The organism is Streptomyces sp. NPDC049687, assembly GCF_044465285.1.
Lineage (GTDB): Bacteria > Actinomycetota > Actinomycetes > Streptomycetales > Streptomycetaceae > Streptomyces.
Genome location: NZ_JBITLN010000008.1, coordinates 298,783 through 321,994 on the forward strand (window position 1 = coordinate 298,783; position 23,212 = coordinate 321,994).

The window sequence follows — 23,212 nt, forward strand, 5'->3', positions numbered from 1 at the left end:
CCGCACCGCAACCTGCACATCCCCAAGCGCTACAGCCACCGCCGATGTCATGGCCGACCGTGCCAAGTGGCGGGTGAACGTGACTGCCATGTTTCGGAAGCGCTCCGCGAGGGAGAGAGGTGGCTTTCGCCCGCCTGGGGAGGCGGTTCCAACGGCAGACGGAACCGCCTCCTTTTCACGAGCCGGTTGAGGCCGGGGCCTTGTCGAGGTGGGTTTGGAACCAGGACAACGCAGCGCCGCTGGATTCCTCGAAGTGCACCTTGTAGGCGTCGAAGTGCCCGCCGGGCAGCAGCACCAGCTCCTTCGGTGCCAACGCCCGCTCGAAGGCGGCCAGCTGCAGGTCGGCCGGGACCACCGTCTCGCCGGTCTCGACGATCATCATGAGCGGCTTGGGCGAGACCCGGGCGATCCACCCGCCCGGCTCGTACAGCACCGCGGCCCGGTTGGAGCGCACCGTCACCGTGTTGTTCTCGCGGCCCGGCGGAACCAGGTCGTGGTAAAAGCGCACTGCGTCCGGGCTGCTGTACAGGGCCGGGTCGGCAGGATCGTTGCCGATGGAGGTCTGGTACCGCGGTTCACCGCCGGCGGCGCGGGCGCGTTCGTCGTCGGCCTGGGCGAGCTCGAAGGCGGCGATGCGGTCCGGCGGGACCCTGCGCCGCCACTGCTCGAATCCGCTGATGGTGGGTACCTGCGACACCACACACTTGATCCGCACCTCGGTCGCGCCGAGCACGATCGCATGACCGCCCGCGAAGCTCGTACCCCACACCCCGATGCGGTCCGCGTCGACCTCCGGCCGGGCCTCCAGGAAGCTGATCGCGCGGCGCCAGTCCGCGATCTGACGCCAAGGATCGACGTCGTTGCGGGGCTCGCCGTCGCTGGCGCCGAACGTGCGGTGATCGTGGACGAGCACCACGAATCCGGCGTCGGCGAATTTGCGCGCGTACGGGTCGAGGCCCATCTCCCGGTTGCCGCCGTATCCGTGCGCCATCGTGATCGCGGGGCGCGGGCCCTCGGCGTCCGGCAGGTAGAGCCAGCCGCGCAGAGTCACATCCCCGTCCGCCGTGAACTCGACGTCGATGCGTTCTCTCATGGTCATTCGCCTTCCGTGAAGCTGAAGTACTCGGCGGGGACGAGGCCGGCCGCGGTCAGGGCTGTCCCGACCTTCGCGTTGATCTGCACCACTGTGCCGAGAGGGCGGTGGTGGATGGCGATCTCCGTGATGAGCCCTTCGTCATCACGCCTGAGGATCGTGATCCCCTTCATCTCGAAGCCGCCGAACGCGCTGGCCTCCCACTCCAGGTACGTCCGCGGGCCGTCCTGCACCTTCCGGACGAACACGAGCCGCTCGTACACGGAGCTCACCGCGGCCATGAGGGCCTCGACGTGCTCCTTGCGCTCCAGCGGCTTGGCGAGCGCGCTCGCCTCCATCCGCACGTTCGGCGAGAGCGCCGCCGCGAAGGACTCCTCGGTGCGCTGCTCGAACGCGGCCGTCCAGGCCTTGGCCGGGCGGCCCTCGGTGGCGTTCGACGCGATCTCCTCGGCGCCCTTGGTGATGACGGCGGCGACCGCCGCCGGGTTCTCGGCGTGCGCCCAGTGACCCGCGCCGGCGATCATCTGCGTGGTGGCGCCGGAGAATCGGGGCGTGACATACGCCGAGACGATCTCTTCCGTGACGAAGGGGTCGTTCTCGCCGCGCAGGACGGTGACGCTCCCGTGGAACTTGCTGGACTGCTGTCCGTCCGGGTGGCCGTTGTTCCACGCCGTCGCCGTGTCGGAAATCGTCGATGGGTCGACGTGCAACGCCACTTGGGCAAGCCGGTCATTCTCCTCGGCCGGGAACGCGGTGGCGAGCGCGCCGCGGAAGGCGCGCTGCGCGTCGAGTCCGAGATCCGGTGCCTGGAAGGGGGCGATCTGCTCCGGCGGAAGGTGAGTGCCCGCCAGCGGGATCGGATTGATCAGGACGAGCGAACGCACCTGCTCGGCCAGGCGGGCGGCGACGAGCTCGGCGATCTGGCTGCCCATGCTGTGGCCGACGAGCACGACGGGGCCCGCCGTCGCGCGCACGACGCTCTCGAGGTCGTCGGCCCAGCGGGCGAGCGTGAACGGCCCTTGATCCGATGCGCGCGTACCCATGCCGGCGAGCTCGAATGCGATCGAGGGGATCGACTGCTCGTCGAGGACGGTGCGGACGCTGTTCCAGATGGCGCCGTCGTCCAGGTATCCGTGGACGAGCACCGCGGTCGGCGCCTGCGTCGCTGGGCTGTTCATCTCGTGTCTCCTTTGACGATCGCTCTCTTGCGGCGACGAACCGAAAGCCAGCGGCTCTCGAGATTCTCGGCCGACGCGAGCAGTATGACGTAAGCATGGTGGCTATGCTTATGTCAATGTCATCGCCCTGCGATCGACGCGACGAGGGCCGGTCCTTCCGGCTTCCTCCGTGTTTCGGCCAGAGCGGAAGTGACCGCCCGAGAATCCGAGGAGTCCACCAATGACGTCGAACGCCTTGACCTACGCCGTGCACATCGCGGACGGCATGCCGACCACAAACTCCGACGTGCCGCCCGATCAGGGCGAGCGTTCCTGGTCACCGACGTCGAGCATCCTCATCTCGAACGGGGGAGAGGCGCTGCTGGTGGATCCGCTCTTCACGATCGCGCAGTCGCAGGGCCTGCTGCAGTGGCTCAGCGAGCGGGACGCTCTGGTGACGAGCGTGTACGTCACGCACGGCCACGGGGATCACTGGTTCGGTCTCGGAGCCGTATTGCAGCAGTACCCCGGTGCGCGTGCCTTCGCGCTGCCCGAGGTCGTCGAGGACATGGCCTACCAGTCCTCGCCCGAGGTCCTCAAGGCGGTCTGGCGCGCATGGTTCCCTGAGCAGATCCCTGAGCGACTCATACTCGCCGAACCGCTCGAGGCCGAGGTCCTGACCGTGGGCGGGGCGGAGGTCCGCCCGGTCCGCCTGGGACACACCGACAGTGACAACACCACCTGCCTGCACGTGCCCGACCTGGGGCTGGTCGTCGCAGGTGACGTGATCTACAACAACGTGCACCTCATGCTCGCGGCGTCGGACGCGGACGGGCGAGCCGAGTGGCTGAGGGCTCTCGACACGGTCGAGGCGCTGGCGCCGACCGCGATCGTCGCGGGCCACAAGGACCCGGCCGCCGACGACGATCCCCGTCACATCGAGGAGACCCGCCGCTACATCCTTGATTTCAACAGCGGGGTGCGCCGCACCGGCAGCACCCTCGAGCTCTACGAGTACATGCTGGAGCGTCACCCGTCGCGCATCAATCCCGGTGCGCTGTGGGGCTCCTGCCGGGCAGCGAAAGGCTGAGCAGGCGGCGTGCCGGTCGGGCGGCCCGCGGCGCGCTACGCGCGCGCGGCCGCCCGACGCTGCCGCGAGGCCCGAAGGTTCACGGCGTTACCGCAGATGCGCACGTCATGCCAGACGCCGTTGTTGGGGTTGGTGCCGTCGTAGAACGCGACCGAGCAGACCCGGTTGCGGCACATCTTCAGACGACGCCAGGTACCGGTCAGTTGGGCGTTCGTGATCTCGTTGAGCACGGCCGCGACGACCCACGGGACGTCCTTGCCGCGCGGCGCCAGCGAGAAGACGCCATCGGCGTCGATCCGCACCTCGAGCGCGCCGCTCACCCCCTTCGGCGCGGATCGGACCGGAGCGTCGCGCACCGCCCCCGACACGGTCATCTGCAGCGACGCGCGTAGCTGCTGAAGCCGCACCAGTCCCGGCTCGTCAACCTCGATGGTCGGCGCCTCCACCTCGGTACGCCGACTCCACTCGGCCAGCGCGCCGGAGAGCCACGACGTGGCGGATTCCGGCGTGGAAAGCAGGTCCTGGAGGGCGGGCTTGCCGGCGGCGCGGGTGTTCAAGACCTCCTGGACGAGGACGAGCGGACCGGTGGCGATGCGGTCGGTGTAGCGTTCGCTCGCGAGTTCAGACATAGGCATAGCTTATTAGCTCCAGTCTTGATTGGCGAGGAGAACAGGATCACCGCCGAAAGGACCCTAACGACGATGCCATGCGCTCGACGCACCGGCGCGTGCGCAGCATCTTGCCGCATCCCCTCGGGTGCGGGATTCGTCCGCACAGCAGGTCTGGAACGGGATGAGAGCCGGCCTGCGCACGGTGCCTCTGGCGGATACCGCCTACGGGCAGGCCCAGCGCTGTGCCTGGATGTCCGCCTCGCCACGTAGGACACCCGCCCACGGGCTTGGTCGCTCGGCGGGACTCAGGTGGACTCGAGGTATGGCGCGTCGCCGTACGGGGGCTTCCCGCTTGTCTGCCGGACTCGGCCTCGCCACCATGCACGGGTCGCGCAGCCGGGCGTTGCCCGCGATCCCCGCCGCGCGCGAGTTGGAGCTCTACGACACGGGCAGCGTGGACGGGGCGGACGAGGTGTTCGCCCCGGATGTGATCGGCCACAACCCCGCTGGTGACGCCGCCTCGGGCATCGACGGTATGCGCGCGTCGATCGCCGCGGTCCGCGACGGAATCACCGACACACAGCACCGGAGTCGTTGTTGGCGAGGTGGGTGTGGGTGGCGACGGGTGCGGCGGCGTTTGCCCGTGCCCGGGGCGAAGAGAAGGCGCACCCATCCATGGACTCGGCGGATAGGGGCGTTCGACGCTCCGGTGCGGCGTTGGCCGTGCCCCGGGAGTGTGTGGCATTCGCCCTCACAGTGGGGCCTGGGCGGGAGTTCGTCCTGCAGGACGCACGTGCACACTCTCTGTGGCCGTCCTGGGGCGGTACGCCGCGGCAGCGATCAGGATCACGCGTTCCCGGATGGTGCCCTTACAGCCGTCCTGCGATAGGTGGCGGGGTTGGTCCCGAAGCGGGACTTGAACGCCCGGGAGAAGTGGGAAGCGTCCTTGAACCCGACGCGCAGCGCGATGCTGCTGATGCTCTGGGCGTCGTGTCCGGCCCCCGACAGCATGGCGCGGGCGCGGTCGAGCCTGAGGGCGTAGAGCCATGCGCGCGGTGTGGTGTCGGCCTCGCGGAACAGCTCATGCAGATAGCGCAGTGAAAAGCCCAGGTCGTGGCTGGCAGCCAGCAGTGTGAGGCCGGGGTCGTGGAGCCTGTCGGCGAGGTGGGCTTTGGCCCGGTGAAGGTCACGTCGGTGAACGGCCGCACTGGCTTTCCCGGAGACGTCCGAGCCGAGGGCGTCGCACGCGGTGGCCAGGAGATCGAGAAGGTTCCTCATGAAGGAGGCGGCGGTTGCCTCGCCGAGGTCATGGCCTTGTTCGGCCAGGGCGCGCAGGACGGGACTGACGAAGGCGCCCGTGCCGTGCGCGGTCCGGAACGGTACGGCGGTGACGTGCTCGGCGACGGCGCTGCGGGAGGTGAGCATCGCGCGGGGTATCTGCAGGACCACCGAGCGGAACGGGTGATCGAAGCGGAACACGTAGGGGTGGGCGCTGTCCACGAGAGCGAAGTCGCCGGCACCCATCTGGGCGGCGCGGTCGCCTTGCCGGAGCCTGGCCGATCCCTCGGTGAGCAGGGTCAGGAAGAAGTCCTCTCCTGCGGCCCTCCTGACCAGGTCAGGCGTACGAGCGGCCTCATGCGGATCCGCCCGCATGGTGCTGACCAGCAGCCCGCCGGTCACCTGGGCGACAGCGGATGCAGCGAAGCCGTGCTTACCTGGGACGGGGACCGTGTCGGGCAGTGCGGCCGCGCGCATGGCGACGAACGCCGTACGGGTCACCTCGCTCCAGTAGTCCCACTGGTCATCGTCCAGGCCGAGCGTGGTGAAACGCCGTTCGGCGTCGTAGCTGCGCTGTGGTGCCGGAAACGGCGCGCTCCCAGTCATGTCATGGATTCCCAGGTTTCCTTAGCGTTACCGCACGGCTCAGAGGATGCCACGCACCGAGTGGAACGAAAAGGGCCGGTCAGAGAGGAGTGACCCATGCTCACCACTATCTTCTCGGAGCAGCGAAACGGGCTTCGCTTCGATGTGTTCGCGGGTTCCGAAGCGGCTCTGTCGCCGAACTGCGTCCTCATCAGCGGCGAGCACGACGCGATCCTGATCGACGTGCAGTTCGTCATCGACGAGGCACGCGAACTCGCCGACCGCGTCCGTGACAGCGGTAAGCAGCTCAAGGCGGCCTTCATCACGCACGCGCACCCGGACCACTACGGCGGCATGGGTGAGATCGCCTCCGCCTTCCCCAACGCCCCGATCCTGGCCCGGCAGGGCGTCATCGACGGGATCCTGGAGTGGCCGGCCAAGCGCCTGCACTGGCAGGAAGCCTACGGCGACCAGATCCCGGACGAGATGCCGGTGCCCGAGCCGCTGACCGGGGACAGCTATTCCCTGGAGGGGCACGCAGTGGTCTTCGTGGACCTCCCGGTGGCCGAGACGGTGCACGCGACCGCCTTCCACGTGCCCGACGCGCAAGCCGTGATCGCCGGGGACCTGCTCAACCACCACTCGCACTGCTACATGGCGGACACCAACAACCCCGCGTCATGGCTGACCGCCCTGGATCAGGTCCAGGCGCTGGGAGAGCACCGGATCGTGGTCCCGGGCCATGGCCCGGTGGGCGGGGAAGAGGTGTTCGACGACACCCGCGCCTGGCTGGAGGACTACCAGGAGGTGGCCAAACCACGGGTACCCGTCGCCGACATCGCCCGCGAGATGAGCCGCCGACACTCCGACCGTGCCCTGCCCATGCTGCTCTGGCTCACCCGAGGCCCCTCGTTCGGGCTTGTCGGACCCAAGGAGCTGGGGGTGCCGCCGGAGGTGTTCGGAGGCTGAGCCGGAAGTATCCACCGTGCGGCCTCTTGCGGCAGGGCTGCGCAACGACGGCCATGGACGTTCTGCCCCGGCGCCAGCGACGCCAGGGGCGGCGTCTTTGGGAGGGCGAACCGCTGCGACCGGGTTCAACGCCCCTTTCGAGCGGGCGATCGGCATCGTCAGAGCTGCAGCCCTGCGGACACCACCCACGCCCATTGTCGTGCCCTGCTGATCCCACACCCGGCTCGTCCCCGGTGGCGGAGCGTGACGTGTGGCACTCGTCTACGGAGTCAGATGGCGTGGGTGGCTACGCAGGCGGCGACGCCCGTTGGGAGGCGCGGAAGGCCAGGGGGGTCTGGCCGGTGTGGCGTTGGAAGAACTTGCCGAAGTGGGTGGCGCTGGTGAAGCCGAGGTGGGCTGCGACGGTGGAGGCGGGTTCGGTGCCGTGGGCGAGGAGCCGCTTGGCCTCCAGGGTGAGGCGCTGGTCGAGGTAGTCCTTGGCGCTGAAGCCCGCCGCGGCCTGGGTGGCGCGGGTGAGGGTGCGGGTGGAGTAGCCGAGTTCGCGGGCGTAGTCGTCGATGCGATGGGTGCGGGAGAAACCTCGTTCGACAGCGTCACGAAAGCGCAGAAAGGGCTCGGGGACGGATTCCACAGCCTGGCCGTGCCGCCGCAGATGGGCGAGACGCAGGAGCACGATGTCCAACAGGCGGTGCAGCAGGGCGGTGTGCACCGGCAGCCGATGGCGGTCCCACTGGGAGAACTCCGCGGCCAGTTGCTCGGCAGCAGCTGCCAGTACGGGGGCCTCCGAAGGATCGGGGCTGTACAAGGGCATCGGGGCGGTGCCGGTGCCGAGTCCGGCCAGTTCCGCGGTCTCGGGGACGACGAAGTCCTCCTGGAAGAAGATCAGGACGGCCTCGGCCTGGTCAGGGTCCTGCCACTGGTGCACCTGGCCGGGCCGGATCCACAGCCAGGAACCGGGCGGCAGTACGTACCCGGTGAAGTCGACGCGGTGGCGCAGTGTGCCGGCGGTGACCAGCATCAGGGCGTGGAAGTCCCCCCGGTGGGGGGTGGCGATGTGCCAGGGCCAGTCACGGGTGCGGTCGCGGAAGTCGGCCAGGGTCATGACCTCCATGCCCGCCGGGGTCCCGGCCGGAGGCCGGAAAGCCACCTTCGGCAGGCCCGTCTCCCGCCGACCAGGCTTCTGCCGCGCTTGTCGCCTGTGGACCATCACGAGACCGCAGCGTACCTCGCTGGACCTCCGGTTCCGGCCCAGTATGGAGTTGTTCCAGGGGCTCGAGCCCGTGGGGTGGAAAGCCGGCCGTGTCCGTTGCGGCCGATGGTCGGCCGTGAGCCGGCCATCAGCGATCCGCCCCTTCCCGCGTCCCCTCATCACCGCTCATCCGCATTTCGACAGGAGCACAGCCATGCACGGCACCCTCACGGTCATCGACAAGGGCCCGGTCCGCATCCACAGCTACGGCGCGCCCGAGGACGGCCTGGGCGTCACCACCCAGCTGATCGAGACGCCGTCGCGGATCATCGCCGTCGACGCGCAGTTCGTCCTGGCCTACGCCGACGAGGTCGTCGCCTACGCCAAGAGCCTGGGCAAGCCGCTCGACCGCCTCGTCATCAGCCACGCGCATCCGGACCACTACCAGGGCGCGGCCCGCTTCGGCGTCCCCGTGCACGCCCTGCCGGAGACCACCGCGGAGATCGTCGCCATGGGTGCCAAGACGGATCTGCCCACCGGCGCCGCGATCCCGCTCGCCGACATGACGCCGACCGTGGAGATCACCCCGGGCACCGAGGTCATCGACGGCATCCCGTTCGTGTTCGAGAAGGTCACCGGCGGCGAGATCCACACCACCCTCGTGATCAAGCTGCCCGAGGAGGGTGTCCTGGTCGCTCAGGACGTCGTCTACAACCGCACCCACCTGTGGTTCCTGGACAAGGACTTCGACGGCTGGCAGGCCAACATCGACCGCTTCGCAGCCGAGACCGAGTACGACACCATCCTGCCCGGCCACGGCGAGCCGACCACCCCGGCCGTCTGGGCCGAGCTCACCGACTACGTCAACGCCGGCCGGGAGCTGCTCGGTGACGACGGCGACGCCTACAAGAAGGCCATCACCGAGCGCTACCCCGCCTACCAGGGCACAGCCCTCATCGACGTCGCCAACGCCTACATGTTCGGCCCCAAGAACTGAGTCCGCTCCAACCTTCCAGGGAAGCGCCCAAGTCCCAAGAGAGGGAACATCGTGACTTCCCGCATGTCCAGCCGGCGCATGACCACCCGTCGCGTCCTCGTCGCCCGTCAGCGCGGGTCACGCCATCGGGAACGTCGACGGCGGCGCCCGGCTCGACCACCAGAAGACCGTCGCCGTACGCGTCCTCAAGGGGGCGTTCGAGCGGGGTGACACCGCGGTCGTGGACAGGTTCGTGCGGGCCGACTACATCCAGCACAACCCCCTCGCGCCCGATGGCGCCGAGGCGTTGAAGAACTTGGCTGTCGGGATGCATCAGCAGTTCCCCGACGCCAAGTACGACATCGAGCGGGTCCTATCTGGCAACCGCGCGCAAAGAGCGGCCTGGTGGGTGCGGCGGTGGTCCGGGTGACCGGTCAGCCGGCCCAGGGCGTCGTGCGTGACCACGATGTCGGGGCGGAACGAGCGGATCTGCTGGACCAAGGCGGTGACCACGCCGTCGAGCGGTGCGTCGACGAGCCGGGGACGGCCGGGAGCCGCCTGCGGTTTGCGGGCATCGCCGTATCCGAGCATGCGGGGTACGCCCGCGCCGAGCGCCTGCAAGGTGTCGGCGAGTTCGGGAGCACGCGGGCTGTGGGGCGCCCACGTCATGGTGACGACGGCGGTGCGCGTGCGCGGCGGCGTGCTGGGAGAGGACACCGCCGGCGAGGAGGCTCTCGTCGTCGGGATGGGCGAACACGCCGAGCAGGGACGGCATCGTGGAGGACGCCGCCTTCTCGGAGATCACCACGTCGGAGTCAGGCACGCTGTCACCCTGCGATCGAGCGGCTCAACGCGTCGGCGCGGGTCCGGCCCGGCCACTGGAAGACAAGCCGTGCGCTGGGCTTGTCGAGCACGTCGCCGGGCGGCAGTTGGTCGTCGGGCGTTGCGGCCGGGTGGACGGTCATCGGCGGATAGCCGCTCTCGCGCACCTCGCGGTCCCAGACGCGCACGCACTCCGCGAAGCGCTCCGCCACCTCTTCGGCTGCTGGGCCGTAGGCATGGATGAAGAACTCCGTGATGCGGTCGGCCGGCTCCGGGGCATCCTGGACCTTCCGGTAGGTCAGGTAGGCGAGCGAGTCGTCCGCCAGGATCGCGGCCGCGTCCTGCTGCGCCACGAGCGTGGACCCCCTCGGCGCGGACAGGCGGCAGAACCCCGGCAGGGTCGTCGCGGCATAGACCTGCAAGGTCTCGAAGTTGAAGATTCCCCGGACGACAAGGCCCGTGGAGCGCTCCTGCCGGGGCCCGCGCAGCGCCTCGTCGAGACCGGCGGTGCTGACGGGCGTCCCGTCCTCCCACCGCACCGTGACCTTGCCATCGGCCAGAGGGACGGCGGGGGCGGTACGGGCGGCGGCGCCGCGGTCACGTACGAACCCGCAGTACGTCCAGTGCTCGCAGTGCAGCACGTCGCCGCGCCGGACCAGGGTGAGGGAGCGGGTGTAGCCGCCCATCTCCAGCGGCACGACCAGCCGGGCCCCCTCGGCGAGCTGCTCTCGCCATGCTGGTGCGATGTCGGACGCGTTGTGCGTGATCACGATCCCGTCGAAACCGCCGGCCGGGACGTGGCCCGGCGCGCCGAGTCCGCCGTCGCCGAGGACGCCTGTCACCCGGCCGCTGCCGGCCTCCGCGCACAGCCGTTGCGTTCGGTGCACCACGTACGGGTCGACGTCCACGGTCACCACCTGGCCGCGTTCTCCCAGGGCGTGCGCCAGGAGTTCCGCGTTGTATCCGCCAGAGCCGACCTCGAGCACGGTCATCCCAGGCTCCAGCCGCAGTTGCTCGATCATGTCGGCCTGCAGCCAGGCCGCGGAGACGGAGCTGAGCGCCCTCTGAGGTGACTCCCGGACCGTCACCACGGCGAGGTCATCGTGGTAGGCCGTCTCAAGCCGCGCCTCGGGGACGAACCGGTGCCGGGGCACCGCACGCAACGCGGCTTGGACCCGCGGCGAGGGCGCCCATCCCTTGCTGATCACGATCTCCGCCATCCGCTCGCGCAGCCGGACCGCCTCGGTCGGCTCCCCGGGCACCGGCGGGGCGGCGGCGGAGCACGCGTAGGAGTGGACCGGCGGGAGCCCCGGCAGCACCCCGGGCCACACCGCGGTCAGAGCTTGGGCGCTGGGCGCGAAGATCTTCCCGAGGGTCACCAAGGTGTTCAGGTCGTGGAACTCCCAGCGTACGAAGCGGTGGGGCTCGGGCAGAGCGAGTTCACCGTCCCAGCGGGAGACGCGGACCACGGCGATGACGCGGCGTACATCCAGGCGGTCGTCGTGCAGCACGGTGATGACGTGAGCGTCCTCCACGCGCGCCGTCAGCCCGGTCTCCTCGTTCAGCTCCCGCACGGCGGCCGCTGGTGCGGCCTCGTCTGTCTCGATGCGGCCGCCCGGTAGCTCCCACATGTCCAGGGTGGAGCGGCCCAGCAGGACCCGGCCGAAGGCGTCGGTGACCACCACTGCGGCACCGAAGACGGCCTGCGGCTCGGGCCGACCCTTCTCCTCCGCGCTGAACGATCCGGCCGGTCCGCGTAGGACCAGCACCGCCAGGCCCTCTGCGTCGAACTGCTCGACGTGCTCGAACCCGTCGGTGAGCGCCGCGAGTTCCTTCTCGTCCAGCGCGATGTGGCGCCGCTCCTCAGGGGTGTTCTCCACGATCGGCGTGATGATGACGAACGCCCCGCCCTCGCGCAGCCGCGCGGCCAGAGCGCCAAGGACACGGGCCCGATCGCGGATGAACGCGATGGACAGCCGCAGGACGATCAGGTCATAGCCGTCCTCTGCGAGGCCGGCCAGGTCGCACTCCACATCCAGGCTCAGCCAGCGCACCCCCTCCACCTCGGGGTGCTCCGCGCGGGCCCGCTCGAGCGCGCCCTCGGCGAAGTCCGCTCCGTCGACGGTGTAGCCGAGCGAGGCGAGGTAGACGGACATCTCGCCGGTCCCGCAGCCGATGTCGAGCGCGCGACCCCCCTCGGGCGCCGGGGCATGCTCGACCAGCAGGCTCTTCTCCTCGTCCCCGAGCCGCCGGAAGCCTCGCCCGCCGTTGTAGTGCTCGGACCAGTCAGTCCGCGTGTATCCCACAGGTCGCTCCTCGTTCGTGAAAGGCGGGGTAGTGGTGCGGTGTCAGGGCAGTTCGAAGGGGCCGTAGAGGGCGGCCTGCTGCTGGGTCTGCAGCGCCCAGTACCGGTCGCCGAACGACCAGTGCCACCACTCCGTGCCGTAGTTGATCAAGCCTGCGGTGGACAACGCGCCGCCCAGGGCGGCTCGGTTCGTGCGGGCCCGGGCGCTCAGGTTGGGGGCGTCGGTGTGGGAGGCGCCTTCGGACTCCTCCGGGGACGGGTCGACCCGCGTGCCCATGACTTCGCAGCCAGGATCGCCTCGATCCCCTCCGGTCTCCCCGTACCAGAACAGCGATCTCCGCAGCTGGAAGCCACGACTTGTTTCCCGGCAAAGCCCTTGGCCTCGTTCAAGCGGATCAGGAGTGGACCAATGGCCCCTCGAGTCGTATCCGGCCCGACCGGAACCTGCGGGCGCTCCTTCCCGTCCTGCTGCTTGCAATGAGAGAGAACCGCGAGCAGAGAGAATTCGCATGAAATACGCATTGAAGCGGACGTTACAGGTGGGGGTCGCTACGGTGGTCGCCTCCGTCCTCAACGCCGGACTCTTCGCGCAGAGCGCCAGCGCCGCGGAGAACACGTGGATCAGGAACCTGGGCACCGGTGACTGTGTCACCGCCCTCACCTGGTCGAGTTCGCCCCGCGGAAGCAGCTGCACGTTCGGCGACCGGTCACAGCTCTGGGACCGGCGCGGGAGCAACATCGTCAAGGCCTACACGAACCAGTGCCTCGACAGCAATTACAACGGGGACGTCTACTGGATCGAATGCAACGGCGGGAACTATCAGAACTGGCAATATGAGTCCGGTAACCGCGTGAAGAACGCGCAGACCGGCAGATATCTGGTTCGGCAGCCGGGCTACGGCTGGATCGTGACCAGCTCCTCGCCCGTGGCCGGCCAGTGGGAGTTCTCCGGCGGTGAGTGACCCGCATCTCGCGGCGCCGCCGCAGGAGGGGCCAGACCGTCTGGCGGTTCAGCCCCTCCTGCGGATCGGCCCGACAAGCCCTTGACTCTGGCCCTGCCGCAGCGCCAGGAGTGCGATGACCGGGTGCTGCTCAGTACGGGCAGCCGCCTCCAACTCGGCCTCGGTACTGGTGGGCCGACTCGCACAGCCCGTGCCCCCGGAACCCGAGCCGGAGCCGGCTTCCTCGTAGCCCGAGGCCCCCTACGCCGCCCGGTCATCCCTGAACGCGTCGCGCCAGTCACGCTGGCCTCGCGCGAACCACAGAAAGTCGAAGTACGTGCGCAGATTCCGGCCTAACTAGCTGACTACGGCTTTGGCCAGCTGTCCAACGCGAGGTTCGCGACTTGCAGCAGCTCAGGGCGGGAACTACCACTCGTGGCCTGGACGGCGATCCCATTGGCGACTGTTCTCAGGTAGAGCGCAAGCAGATGAGGATCTGCGGAAGGCGGAAGGTCACCGGCGTCCACCGCCTGTTGAAACCGGCGCGTCAAGTGGGCTATCCCCTCCTCACGCCATGCGATGAGGGCGTCTCGGACTGGGCGGCTCTCATCCCCGGTGGCCAACGCACCGTGCACGCCAAGACAGCCCGTGGGGAACCCCGGCATGGTTGCCGCCTCGACCGTCCCGTGGAGCACAGCGGTAGCCACTGCTGCACTTGTGGGCTCTGCCAGAGCTCGGGCGAAGTAGGCGGTCAAGCCCTCGGTGTACCGCTCCAGCGCCTTGTGGAAGAGGTCTTCTTTGTTGCCGAACGCCCTGTACAGGCTGGGGCGGCTGATACCCATCGCTTCGGTGAGGTCGTCAAGGCTGGCGCCCTCGAAACCCTTTGACCAGAACACCAGGACTGCACGATCGAGTGCCTCGTCGATGTCGAACGCGCGAGGCCTGCCAGTAGGAACCGGTGTCGTCGAGGTCATTTCTCCATCCTACCCTTCGATACCGATCGGTACGGATGTGCTAAAGTCTTTCGTACCAATCGGTACGCAGCAGGGAGAGGCGACATCGTGTCACAGACCGTACTCATCACTGGCGGAACCTCAGGCATCGGCTTGAGCCTCGCGCAATCCTTCGTGGAACTCGGGGCGTCCGTCGTCGTTTGCGGGCGCTCGCAGGCTGCGCTCGACCGATTCGCGCAGGCACACCCGCAGGCGCTGGCCGTGCGGGCCGATGTGACGGACGCAGCCGATCGGGCAGCGTTGCTGCAGGCAGTCGCTGATCGCTTCGGGCGCTTGGACGTGTTGGTCAACAACGCCGGTACGTTCGAGGAACGAGACTACGCTGCCGGCAAGAACCCCAATGCGACTCTCGATGCCGAGGTGGCGTTGAACCTCACCGCCCCCATCCACTTGACGGGTGAAGTGCTCCAGCGATGGCCAGAGCCCGACGCGATCGTATTCATCACCTCGGGGTTCGCTTTGGTCTCGCCCACTCGCGCACCCACCCACGGCGCGGTGAAAGCCGGCCTGCACGGCTTCGCGGACGGCTTGCGCCGTCAACTCGCCCCGCAAGGTCACACCCATGTCCTCGAGGTCCTCCCACCGTCTACGGACACACCCATGAACGCCGAAGCCACGGGGAAGAAACTCACTCCCGCACAGGTGGCGGCGGTCACGATGAAAGCTCTTCGGCGGCGGCGGGACATGGCATTCCCCGGTCAGACGAAAGTCATGCCCGCCATGCTGCGCATCGCGCCGGGCACACTACGACGCGTCGTCGCCGAGCTCTGAACCCCATAGAAATCCGTCCCCCAGCAACAACCTCACCGAGCGGGCCGAGCGGGCTCCCGTCTCCCGCGAAGCCGAAGGCAAGTAGCCGCTTCGGCCTAGGGCCAATGACGTGACTCTGTCGGTGATCTTGCCGGGGGTCGGCGATGCGGGTGACGTTGCAGGCCAGCGCGGTCAGGACGTGCCCCTGTGCGTTTTCCGCAGGCCTCGGTAGCGGGTTCGGCGCAGGCCGCAGGCGCGGACGTTCTGGGAGTGGGGTGGGGTGGCTTCGATGCCGGCGCGGATCGCCTAACGGCGTCATTGTTGATCAACCTATGTGAAAAAGCAGGTAGAACAGGCATGTTGAAGGAGCATCATGTATGACGTTTTAGTGGTGGGCGGGCGCCTGGCGGGCGCCGCCACGGCAGCTCATCTCAGCAAACAAGGGCGAAGTGTCCTGCTCCTGGAGAAGGATACTTTTCCCAAGGACGTGCTTTCGACGCACTTCATGTGGCCCCGCGGCGCCAGCTACCTGGCTCGACTCGGCGTCCTGGACCGGGTCGTCCCGGTGGCCCCCTTCTTCGAGGAGGTGGACCTGGTGATCGAAGGCGTCAGCATCCGCTCCGGAGTGGCGGAGGAGGACCTGCGTAACCGATTCCGCAGCTTGCACGGGGACGACAAGGACGTCGTCAACGCCTCATTCTCCGCCCGCCGCGACCTGCTGGACGACCTGCTGCTCGCGTACGCGGCAGAGTGCGGCGTCGAGGTCCGGCAGGGCGCGCGGATGACCGAACTGGTCGAGGAGGACGGCCGGGTGGTGGGCGTGCGGTGGCGGTCGAGCCCCGACGGGCCCGAGACGACCGAGCGGGCCAGGATCGTCGTGGGCGCCGACGGCCGCCGCTCGCACGTGGCACGGCTGGTAGGCGCCGCGCGCAAGGACGTGCGGCGGAACGGATCCTTCGCCTGCTACACATACCTCGACAGCCACCTTCTGAAGGTTCCCACGCTCCGGCGCCGGGGGCGTCTCGGTATGGCTTTGAGCCCGACCAGCGGCGGCCAGACGATGGCGTTGGTCTACGGCCCCAGTGACTGGTACCAGGCCTTCCGGCAGGACAGCGCGGCCCATTTCGCCCAGGCGTTGGACTACGTCAGCCCAGACATGGCGGCCCTGGTCGACGGCGCGACACGCGTCTCCGGATTCTTCATGACCAACGACCAGACCCCCTTCATCCGCGAGGTGGCAGGCGACGGCTGGGCTCTGGTCGGGGACGCGGCATCGTTCAAGGACCAAGCCACCGCCAGCGGTATGACGCACGCTCTCAGGGACGCCGAACTGCTCGCCCAGACCATTGGCCCCGCCCTCGCCGCCGGAGACGACCTCACGAGGTCTCTGTCGGACTACCGCGAGCGCCGTCACCTCGACAGCTGGAAGTACTACGACTTCGTCTGTTCCCAGGCCGAGATGCGGGCAGCGGAGGCGTCTGAGGTAAACCTGTTCCGCGCGGTGAGCGCCGACCTGCGCCACGCCAGCACATTCCTCGGAGTGTTCAGCGACACGGTCGACCCCGACGCCGTCTTCTCCGTCGACAGCATGCAGCGCATCCTGTCCTCGAACTCCAGCGTCGCCCCTCCGGCGGACGAACCGGCCGTGGCGTCCGACAGCAACCCGTTCGCCGCACAGGACACGGCGGAGGACGAGCACCTGGCACTCACTCACACGGTGCGCAGCTTCGCCTCCCCGGCCGGCAGCCGACTACTGGAGCGGGTGGAGCCGTTCCACCGCTGGTACAGCGCCCGCGTCGAATCGGAGACGTGGCTGTACTCCAGGACCCTTGCCGCTGCGCCGCTGTCCACGACCCGGCTCCTCGATGCCGGTGGGCGGGTCCTGGAGGGGATCAACTTCGCCTCCCAGGATTACCTGGGGCTGAGCAACCACCCCGAGGTGGTCGAGGCGGCGACCGCCGCCATCGCCGAGTTCGGTGTGCACAGCGCCGGTTCGGCAGCGGCCATCGGCAACACCGTCCATTCCCGGCGCCTTGAGCAGAGCATCGCCGAACTCGTTGAAACGGACCATGTCGTCCTCTTCCCGACCGGCTGGGCCGCCGCGTACGGACCGATCAACGCCCTGGTCCGCCACTACGACCACGTGGTCATGGACCACTATGCCCACGCCAGCCTCTCCCAGGCGGCCCATGCCGCCTCGCGCAACGTCCACCGGGTGCCGCACCTGGACAACGAAGCCGTCCACGCCGTACTCCGCGAACTGCGCGGCCGGGATCCCCACCACGCCATTCTGGTCGTCACCGAAGGCCTCTTCTCCATGGACGCCGACAGCCCCGACCTCGCCCGGCTCCAGGACATCTGCCACGAGTACGAGGCGACCCTCCTCGTCGACGTCGCCCACGACCTCGGATCCACCGGCCCCGGAGGGCAGGGCCAGATCGGGATCCAACAGCTCGCCGGCCAAGTCGACCTGGTGATGGGCAGCTTCTCCAAGACCTTCGCCTCCAACGGAGGATTTGTGGCCACTGCCTCGCCCGCCGTCCGAAGCTACATCGAGACCTACGCCACCTCGCACGTCTTCTCCAACGCCTTGTCGCCCGCCCAGGCCGCGGCAGCCAACGCCGCATTGCGGATCGCGATGTCCCCGGACGGAGCACGGCTGCGCCGGCAGACACTCGGCGCCGCGTCGGCACTGCGTGAAGCTCTGGCCGACCACGGACTGGCCTGCCTGGGCAGCCCGGGTCCGATCGTTCCCGCCGTCATCGGCGACGAACGCGTAGCACGCCTCACACACCGTAATCTGCGCCCGCACGGAGTGGCGGCCATGGTCGTCGAATACCCCGTGGTGCCAAGCGGCTCCGCCAGACTGCGCCTACAGGTCATGCCGTCCCACACGCCCGAACAAGCCGGGCAGGCCGCCGCCGCGATCGCCGCCGCGGTGTCCGAGGCCCGAACCGCCATTGACAGCCTCGACGCCGCTTCGGGCCTCGCCCGCCCCGACTCGCGCTGAAGCGTCCCAGGATGAGCGGTCTGCCGGAGTCGCGTGGTTGCGGCTCCGGCAGACCGCCCGGTGTGTCAGCCAGAGGTCACGCTGTCGCTGTCGCGGAGGTGTGAGGTGGGATATCGCCTGCCGCGGTAGGCGTTGTGGACGGCCACGGTCGACTTGTTGCCTTTCTTGTCCGTGATCTCCGCGCGGAGGGCGGCTCCCTTGCCCCGTGCCGGGTTCTTCAGGGACACCTTGCCCTTGCTGACCGTGAGCTTCTTCCAGGTCCTGCCGTCGTCGTAGGAGGCATGGACGGACAGGGACTTGAGGTTGCGGCCCGTGGCGGCGCCTTCGACCTTGACCGGTACCGACTGGGTCCGTCCACTTCTCGACACGACTTAGCTCGCCTTCTTGGCGCCTTAGAACGGGTGGGCAGCGAGGGTCCACTTGGCCTTGTGGGCCGTCGACAGGTGGAGCGTGCGCTGTTCCGGAAGCCTGCGTTTCTCCGGCCAGTGTGCGAAGAGCTCCCACTCGGTCGTGGGCAGGGAGCCGGCCGCCAGGACCACACCCCTCTCGCCGGAGCCGCGGCACCGACACCGACCTTCACGGTGGCGAACTGGCCGGCTGTGAAGTGTTCGGCGCAGCCGGTGGCGAGCTTGCGTACCGGGCCGCCGGACACCGTGGCGTACTCGGCTGTGCCCCCCTTCTCCCAGCGGCCGGCCCACTGCTGCACCAAGCCGCGGGGGACCCCCGGTCCCAGATGCGCGGTGCGCATATTCTCGAACGACCGGGTGTAGAAGCCCGCATTGATCTGGGCAAGATCCGGTTGAAGACGGACCCTAGCTAGAGCCGGCGACTCGGACCGTTGCCGAACCGGCGGGGGAGAACCAGGGCCAGGTCCACGTGGTCGACTCGCTCTTCGACGCCTACCGGCTCGCCGCGGCGACGTACGGCAGGGCTCCGCTGAGTTGGGCGCCGTAAGCCGTCGGGCACCGGACTCCGTCGTCGAATCGGGTTCAGCCCGACTGCATCACGGTGGACATCGAGGGTGGAGACGCGTGAGAAGCGGTGAGAAGGGCGCCGTGGACAGTTGCGGACGCCACCCGGGTGACATAGCGAGCGGTGTCCCGAGGCCATGCGTCACGTTCCTGGTGGATCAGGAGACAAACGGCGCCGTGTACGCCGGCACACAGCAGCCTGGCGGTTTCGGTGGTGCTCTCCACCGGTACCCCGGCATCGAGACAGGCTGTGACCTTGTCCCGGAAATAGCGGAAACACGCATCCTCGTTCTGGCGGCTGGCCTCGGTGGCCTCGCCATCCATCACCAGTCGGTACTGGGAGGGGTGGCGAAGCCCGAACGCGATGTAGGCGACGCAGGTTTCGTAGAGCAGCGTCACCGGATCCGGGACCCCCCGGGACACTTCTTCCAACTCGAGGAACAGTGAACTCCACACACGCAGGCACGTGGCGTGGACGAGTTCCGTCTTCGAGGCGAAGTGGAGGTAGACGGCCGGCGGGGTGACCCCCGCGCTTGTCGCCACCGCGCGAATCGTAAGAGCGTCGGCACCGCCCTCTTCGAGCAGTTGATCGGCGATGTCGAGAAGCTGCTCGCGGAGCAGGCCGCCCTGGCCCTTGGCGGCGCGAACGCGGGAGCCGGTCACAGGAAGGGGCCTTCCGGAGGGAGCGGCATCAGGATGTCTTCGGTTTGACGGCGGTGACCACCTGGGTTACCCGGGCGCACAGTTCGCCTTCGGCGTCGTGCACGTCGACCTCGATGACGGTGTTACGGCCGACGCGCAGGGGGCGAGCTGTGGCGACGACGTCTGTGTGTGCCGGCCGAAGGAAGTGCGTGGTCGACTCCACAGTGGCCGGTGCGGCGCCGACCGGACCGTTGAGGGCGGCGCACACGGCAGCGCTCACATCGGCGAGGCCCATCAACGCTCCTCCATGGAGGCCACCGCCCACCGTGGAGAGCGAGAGATCGTGTGCCAGCGTGGCTCGAACGCCGGCTGCCGTCATTTCGTCGAACACGACTCCGAGGGTCTTGGCGTACGGCGCGAGTGCGTAGACGTCTTTGGCTGCGAGTGCGGGCACAGGTTGCTCCCATCTGAGTTACGTACGATAAGTTATCGACGTTAACTCAGGCCGTCAACCGGGGATGTCCGACCACGTACGACGGCTACGGGTAAGAAGCTGTTGTCGTTCCGATCTTCCGGAGCCAGCACCGTATCGACCCGCCTGCGGGCGAGCACCCACTCCTGCCACTCCTGCTCGGCCGTGGCCAGTTTGGCCTGGACTCGTCGGCCTCCTCCCGCAGCTCGTCCACGCGTCGGCGAGCAGCAAGCTCATGCTGTTCCAGCAGTCCAACGACCGACGGCATCCGCGACCTCCCAGCGAGCGGCCACACGACGGGCCACAGCTCCCACGGAATCACCGGCCCTACGCTTGACCAGCTAAAAGCCGCCTTCAGGTTCGGAACGACAACGGCTTCTAAGCCCCTTTGCGGGGAGCGAGGGTCGCTTCGCCAGGTGTTGTGTCGCGGCCCAGCGAGCGGTCGGCCGTGCACAGGACCAGGAACACAGCGGCTACACAGAGGAGCGACCAGGCCATGGCATGCAGTCCGGGACTGGTGGCGCCGCCGCGGAAGAACACGGCGCTCGCCGCTGCCGCGAACAGTGCGCCGATATACATGAACGTGCGCAGCAGTCCTGCGGACGAGCCCATGCGGGCAGGGTCGGCCTGTGCGTACAGGGCATTCTGGTTGGCCAGTCCGATCAGCCCGTGCGGGATGCCGACGACCGCGCTGAGCACGACAAGCAGCCAAATCGGGCTGTCGGCGTGCAGGAGCAACAACGCCGCGCAGCCGAAGCATTGGAAGAGCGCGCCGACAACGAGTTTGCCCCGTACCCGGCTGCGGGGACCCGTGAGCGCGGTGACACCAATGGCCGTCGCGGACAGCGGCAGCAGAAGCAGACCTGCCTGCGACGCGTTGAGCCCTCGGCCCTCTTGGAGCCACTGGCTGTAGCCGTAGAAGAAGGCGTACGACGTGGTGTAGGCGAGGCACTGTCGGGTGAACGTGGCAAGCAGCGGTACGTTGCCGCCGAGGACTCGAAGATCTATGAACGGCTGGGCCATGCCGAGTTCGCGGCGCACGAACACCGAGCCCGCAGCCAGGCCGAGCACCGGCAGATACCAGTGTGCGACCGCCGGGTTCATCAGGAAGAACATGAACGCGGTCAGGGATCCGGCGAACCACAGCATGCCCGGCACATCGACGTGTACCGTCCTGCCCGGTGGCGTCGCGCGTGGCAGCCACAGTGCGCCCAGGACAAGGCACATGAGCGACAGCGGCACGTTGATGCCGAAGATCAGGTGCCAGCCACCGGTGCCGATCAGCAGGCCACCGAGAGCCGGGCCGACGACCGCGATGACCTGGTTGGAAATCGACAGCGCGGCGAGGACGCCACTCGGGTTCTTCCGGCCGGTGCGCTCCGACTCGGAGCGCAGCAACGACATGGACGCCGGGAAGGCCGCCGAGGTGCCGAATCCGAGAAGGACGCGGGAAGCGACCAGTACCCACAAGTTCGGAGCGAGGGTGCCGAGCAGTCCGGCCAGGCCGGCCAGCGCGGTGCCCAGCAAATAGAGCCGACGCGGACCGAACGCGTCGACAAGTCGGCCGATCACCGGCTGGCCGACGGCCGTCGCGAGGTAGAGACCCGAGACGAGCCATGCCGTCTGTGACGGAGGCACGTCGAAGGCGCGGCCGATGGGCACCAACGCGACTGCGAGCATGGAAGAGTTGATGGGGTTGAGAACCGAGCCCAGGATCATCGGTGCGATCAGGCGACGGTCGAAGCCGCCCGTCTCTGCCCGACGCCGTCTGCGTGAGGCTGTACGCGTCACGCCTGCGCCACCTTGTCGAGCAGCGCCATGGCGGTGATGACCGCCCGCACCTCCTCCTCGGTGCCGTGCGCTTGCAGTGCCCGGGCGAGCCACGCCTGACGGGCGAGGCGCTCGCCCCTGCGCCGTTGGTGCCCCCGGTCGGTGAGGGAGACGAGTTGCCGCCGCCCGTCATCGGGGTCCGGGCTGCGTGAGACGAGCCCGGCCTCTTCAAGGGCGATGACGGTCTTGGCCATCGACTGATGCCGTACGCCCTCGGCAGCGGCAAGATCACTGGCGGAGGCGGGACCGTTCCTGGCGAGGCGGCGCAGGACGGAACTCTGCGGCGGGGAAGGCTCCCTCTCCCCGCCCCCACCCATAGCTTCCTCGGCCGCTTCCAGGGCTCGCAGCTTGCGGCGGAGCCGGCCGAACACCACCCAGATGTCGCCGGCAGCCTGAACGGCGCCCTCGGTCAAGGGCTCTTCGTCCGCTGGCATCATGCCCCCATGCTAAATATGCAGCCCAGACTGTACAACCTGGGCTGTATGGATAGTCGCGTTCATGGAGTCGGCCTGTCGGTGGTGCTGTCGAGGAGATCACATCGCGCAGCATCCACGCCTGCCCGTCGTGTGTGTCGAGGCCGCCCTTCACAAAGCCGCCGCCGTGGAAGAAGAGCACGACGCAGTATTCGACCGAGTCCTGGCGGCCGAAGGTGGAGACCGTTACTCGGCAACCGTCAAGGAACGCTCAGGTGCACGGCGGGCCGACCGTCAAGTCCCGTGTGAATGATGGGTCAGGTCATCCCGGAAACCAGTCAGGTCTGAGCTTTTTGAGCCGGACGGGCGGTGACGGAAGGGCTGTCGAGCCGAGAAGAAGGACCCGTGAACAAAGTAATCGTCGCAGGCGGGCCGACCCTGGTGCGGGCCGCGCTGACCAAGGTGATCGATGCGAGCGGCACCATGAGGGTGGCTGGCACTGCCGCGCACAGCAAGGATCTCAGAGACCTGCTCGATGCCGGTGTCGACGCGGACGTCGCCGTGCTCGACCGCTCCCATGACAACGGGCAACTGGACGGCTTCACTGCCCTGATCACCGAGGTCTGTGCCGTGGCGAGAACTGTCGTCTTCGGCGCTCCCAGTGATCAGGAGGTCGATGCCCAGGTGCGTGCCGGCGCCACGGGGGTCCTCGGCGCGGATGTCAGCGCCTCCCAGCTCATCGCCGCTCTGGAAACCGTGTGCCAGGGCGGGCTCGTCGTCGCCCTGGGGACGGCCCCGGCTGTCAACAAGGCGCAAGGACGGGTCACGCCCGAGCTCACCCGGATTCTCTCCGTCCGAGAACGCCAGATCCTCACCATGTTGTCGAGCGGCCAGGACAGTGCCTCCATCGCCCGCGACCTCGGTCTCAGCCCCCTCACCGTGAAGACCCACATCACGCACATGCTCAGCAAGCTGGGATTCCGCCGCCGCGGACACCTGATCGCCTTCGCCTATGAGAGCGGGCTCATCGTGCCGGGCGTGACACCCACCAGTTTCATCGCCCCCCGGCTGCAAGCAGCCTCGTAGCCCTGGGTG

21 protein-coding genes and 2 pseudogenes are annotated in these 23,212 nt (G+C 68.5%); 9 read left to right on the forward strand and 14 right to left on the reverse strand.

Going from position 1 to position 23,212, the window contains the following annotated elements; genetic code table 11:
- Positions 1 to 175 precede the first annotated feature (175 nt).
- Together ACIBVL_RS25285 and ACIBVL_RS25290 are read right to left on the reverse strand one after the other, a co-directional pair.
- Positions 176 to 1,093, reverse strand: a complete 918-nt coding sequence (locus ACIBVL_RS25285; RefSeq protein ID WP_399100021.1) for an alpha/beta hydrolase — start codon at positions 1,091 to 1,093, stop codon at positions 176 to 178.
- A 2-nt stretch (positions 1,094 to 1,095) separates the two neighbouring features.
- Positions 1,096 to 2,271, reverse strand: a complete 1,176-nt coding sequence (locus ACIBVL_RS25290) for an alpha/beta fold hydrolase (RefSeq protein ID WP_399100023.1) — start codon at positions 2,269 to 2,271, stop codon at positions 1,096 to 1,098.
- Positions 2,272 to 2,491: 220 nt separating this feature from the next.
- Between ACIBVL_RS25290 and ACIBVL_RS25295 the strand changes: the two genes are divergently transcribed.
- A complete protein-coding gene (locus ACIBVL_RS25295) occupies positions 2,492 to 3,340 on the forward strand; it encodes an MBL fold metallo-hydrolase (RefSeq protein ID WP_399100025.1) in 849 nt (282 codons plus the stop codon).
- A 35-nt stretch (positions 3,341 to 3,375) separates the two neighbouring features.
- Here ACIBVL_RS25295 and ACIBVL_RS25300 read toward each other — a convergent pair whose 3' ends face one another.
- Entirely contained in the window at positions 3,376 to 3,969 is a 594-nt protein-coding gene (locus tag ACIBVL_RS25300) for a CGNR zinc finger domain-containing protein (protein ID WP_399100027.1), read from the reverse strand.
- A gap of 361 nt (positions 3,970 to 4,330) precedes the next feature.
- Between ACIBVL_RS25300 and ACIBVL_RS25305 the strand changes: the two genes are divergently transcribed.
- Positions 4,331 to 4,840: a nuclear transport factor 2 family protein gene (locus ACIBVL_RS25305; RefSeq protein ID WP_399100410.1), complete on the forward strand. Its 510-nt coding sequence runs from the start codon at positions 4,331 to 4,333 to the stop codon at positions 4,838 to 4,840.
- On the opposite strand, the gene ACIBVL_RS25310 is transcribed toward ACIBVL_RS25305, so the two are convergent.
- Complete coding sequence (locus ACIBVL_RS25310; protein WP_399100029.1) at positions 4,798 to 5,835, reverse strand: helix-turn-helix domain-containing protein; 1,038 nt, start codon at positions 5,833 to 5,835, stop codon at positions 4,798 to 4,800. The genes ACIBVL_RS25305 and ACIBVL_RS25310 overlap by 43 nt on opposite strands.
- Before the next feature lie 96 nt (positions 5,836 to 5,931).
- Here ACIBVL_RS25310 and ACIBVL_RS25315 point away from each other — a divergent pair, with 96 nt between their 5' ends.
- Positions 5,932 to 6,783, forward strand: coding sequence for an MBL fold metallo-hydrolase (locus ACIBVL_RS25315; RefSeq protein ID WP_399100031.1), 852 nt, complete (start codon positions 5,932 to 5,934; stop codon positions 6,781 to 6,783).
- A 286-nt stretch (positions 6,784 to 7,069) separates the two neighbouring features.
- Here the strand turns inward: ACIBVL_RS25315 and ACIBVL_RS25320 are convergent, their stop codons facing one another.
- The gene (locus ACIBVL_RS25320; protein ID WP_399100033.1) at positions 7,070 to 7,894 is read right to left on the reverse strand and encodes a helix-turn-helix domain-containing protein; all 825 of its coding nucleotides are present in this window, start codon (positions 7,892 to 7,894) and stop codon (positions 7,070 to 7,072) included.
- A 292-nt stretch (positions 7,895 to 8,186) separates the two neighbouring features.
- Here ACIBVL_RS25320 and ACIBVL_RS25325 point away from each other — a divergent pair, with 292 nt between their 5' ends.
- Together ACIBVL_RS25325 and ACIBVL_RS25330 are read left to right on the forward strand one after the other, a co-directional pair.
- The gene (locus ACIBVL_RS25325) at positions 8,187 to 8,969 is read left to right on the forward strand and encodes an MBL fold metallo-hydrolase (protein WP_399100035.1); all 783 of its coding nucleotides are present in this window, start codon (positions 8,187 to 8,189) and stop codon (positions 8,967 to 8,969) included.
- A gap of 220 nt (positions 8,970 to 9,189) precedes the next feature.
- The gene (locus tag ACIBVL_RS25330; RefSeq protein WP_399100037.1) at positions 9,190 to 9,378 is read left to right on the forward strand and encodes a hypothetical protein; all 189 of its coding nucleotides are present in this window, start codon (positions 9,190 to 9,192) and stop codon (positions 9,376 to 9,378) included.
- Here ACIBVL_RS25330 and ACIBVL_RS25335 read toward each other — a convergent pair.
- The 3 genes and pseudogenes from ACIBVL_RS25335 to ACIBVL_RS25345 all read right to left on the reverse strand — a co-directional run.
- A pseudogene (locus ACIBVL_RS25335) lies at positions 9,336 to 9,723 on the reverse strand (PIG-L deacetylase family protein); the annotation flags it as partial. The gene ACIBVL_RS25330 and the pseudogene ACIBVL_RS25335 sit on opposite strands and share 43 nt — an antisense overlap.
- Before the next feature lie 52 nt (positions 9,724 to 9,775).
- Positions 9,776 to 12,076 (reverse strand): methyltransferase, FxLD system, encoded by a 2,301-nt coding sequence (gene fxlM, locus ACIBVL_RS25340; protein ID WP_399100039.1) that lies wholly within the window; start codon positions 12,074 to 12,076, stop codon positions 9,776 to 9,778.
- A gap of 42 nt (positions 12,077 to 12,118) precedes the next feature.
- Positions 12,119 to 12,352, reverse strand: a pseudogene (locus ACIBVL_RS25345) (M15 family metallopeptidase); the annotation flags it as partial.
- Positions 12,353 to 12,584: 232 nt separating this feature from the next.
- Here ACIBVL_RS25345 and ACIBVL_RS25350 point away from each other — a divergent pair.
- On the forward strand, positions 12,585 to 13,037 hold the full coding sequence (locus ACIBVL_RS25350) for an RICIN domain-containing protein (RefSeq protein WP_399100041.1): 453 nt from the start codon (positions 12,585 to 12,587) through the stop codon (positions 13,035 to 13,037).
- Between the two features lie 344 nt (positions 13,038 to 13,381).
- Here ACIBVL_RS25350 and ACIBVL_RS25355 read toward each other — a convergent pair whose 3' ends face one another.
- Positions 13,382 to 13,990 (reverse strand): TetR/AcrR family transcriptional regulator, encoded by a 609-nt coding sequence (locus ACIBVL_RS25355; protein ID WP_399100043.1) that lies wholly within the window; start codon positions 13,988 to 13,990, stop codon positions 13,382 to 13,384.
- An 87-nt stretch (positions 13,991 to 14,077) separates the two neighbouring features.
- Between ACIBVL_RS25355 and ACIBVL_RS25360 the strand changes: the two genes are divergently transcribed.
- Both ACIBVL_RS25360 and ACIBVL_RS25365 read left to right on the forward strand, forming a co-directional pair.
- The gene (locus ACIBVL_RS25360) at positions 14,078 to 14,800 is read left to right on the forward strand and encodes an SDR family NAD(P)-dependent oxidoreductase (RefSeq protein ID WP_399100045.1); all 723 of its coding nucleotides are present in this window, start codon (positions 14,078 to 14,080) and stop codon (positions 14,798 to 14,800) included.
- Between the two features lie 352 nt (positions 14,801 to 15,152).
- Positions 15,153 to 17,789 carry an aminotransferase class I/II-fold pyridoxal phosphate-dependent enzyme gene (locus tag ACIBVL_RS25365; protein WP_399100048.1) on the forward strand — a complete coding sequence of 879 codons (2,637 nt, stop codon included), beginning with the start codon at positions 15,153 to 15,155 and terminating at the stop codon, positions 17,787 to 17,789.
- A 65-nt stretch (positions 17,790 to 17,854) separates the two neighbouring features.
- On the opposite strand, the gene ACIBVL_RS25370 is transcribed toward ACIBVL_RS25365, so the two are convergent.
- The 5 genes from ACIBVL_RS25370 to ACIBVL_RS25390 all read right to left on the reverse strand — a co-directional run bounded on the left by ACIBVL_RS25370 (position 17,855) and on the right by ACIBVL_RS25390 (position 22,141).
- Positions 17,855 to 18,157 carry a hypothetical protein gene (locus tag ACIBVL_RS25370; protein ID WP_399100050.1) on the reverse strand — a complete coding sequence of 101 codons (303 nt, stop codon included), beginning with the start codon at positions 18,155 to 18,157 and terminating at the stop codon, positions 17,855 to 17,857.
- A 621-nt stretch (positions 18,158 to 18,778) separates the two neighbouring features.
- Positions 18,779 to 19,423 (reverse strand): TetR/AcrR family transcriptional regulator, encoded by a 645-nt coding sequence (locus tag ACIBVL_RS25375; protein ID WP_399100052.1) that lies wholly within the window; start codon positions 19,421 to 19,423, stop codon positions 18,779 to 18,781.
- 28 nt (positions 19,424 to 19,451) lie between these two features.
- Positions 19,452 to 19,856 carry a PaaI family thioesterase gene (locus tag ACIBVL_RS25380; protein WP_399100055.1) on the reverse strand — a complete coding sequence of 135 codons (405 nt, stop codon included), beginning with the start codon at positions 19,854 to 19,856 and terminating at the stop codon, positions 19,452 to 19,454.
- Between the two features lie 396 nt (positions 19,857 to 20,252).
- Positions 20,253 to 21,593 carry an MFS transporter gene (locus ACIBVL_RS25385; protein ID WP_399100412.1) on the reverse strand — a complete coding sequence of 447 codons (1,341 nt, stop codon included), beginning with the start codon at positions 21,591 to 21,593 and terminating at the stop codon, positions 20,253 to 20,255.
- 68 nt (positions 21,594 to 21,661) lie between these two features.
- Positions 21,662 to 22,141, reverse strand: a complete 480-nt coding sequence (locus ACIBVL_RS25390; RefSeq protein WP_399100058.1) for a MarR family winged helix-turn-helix transcriptional regulator — start codon at positions 22,139 to 22,141, stop codon at positions 21,662 to 21,664.
- 345 nt (positions 22,142 to 22,486) lie between these two features.
- Between ACIBVL_RS25390 and ACIBVL_RS25395 the strand changes: the two genes are divergently transcribed.
- Positions 22,487 to 23,203: a DNA-binding response regulator gene (locus ACIBVL_RS25395; protein WP_399100060.1), complete on the forward strand. Its 717-nt coding sequence runs from the start codon at positions 22,487 to 22,489 to the stop codon at positions 23,201 to 23,203.
- The last annotated feature ends 9 nt before the right edge of the window (positions 23,204 to 23,212 follow it).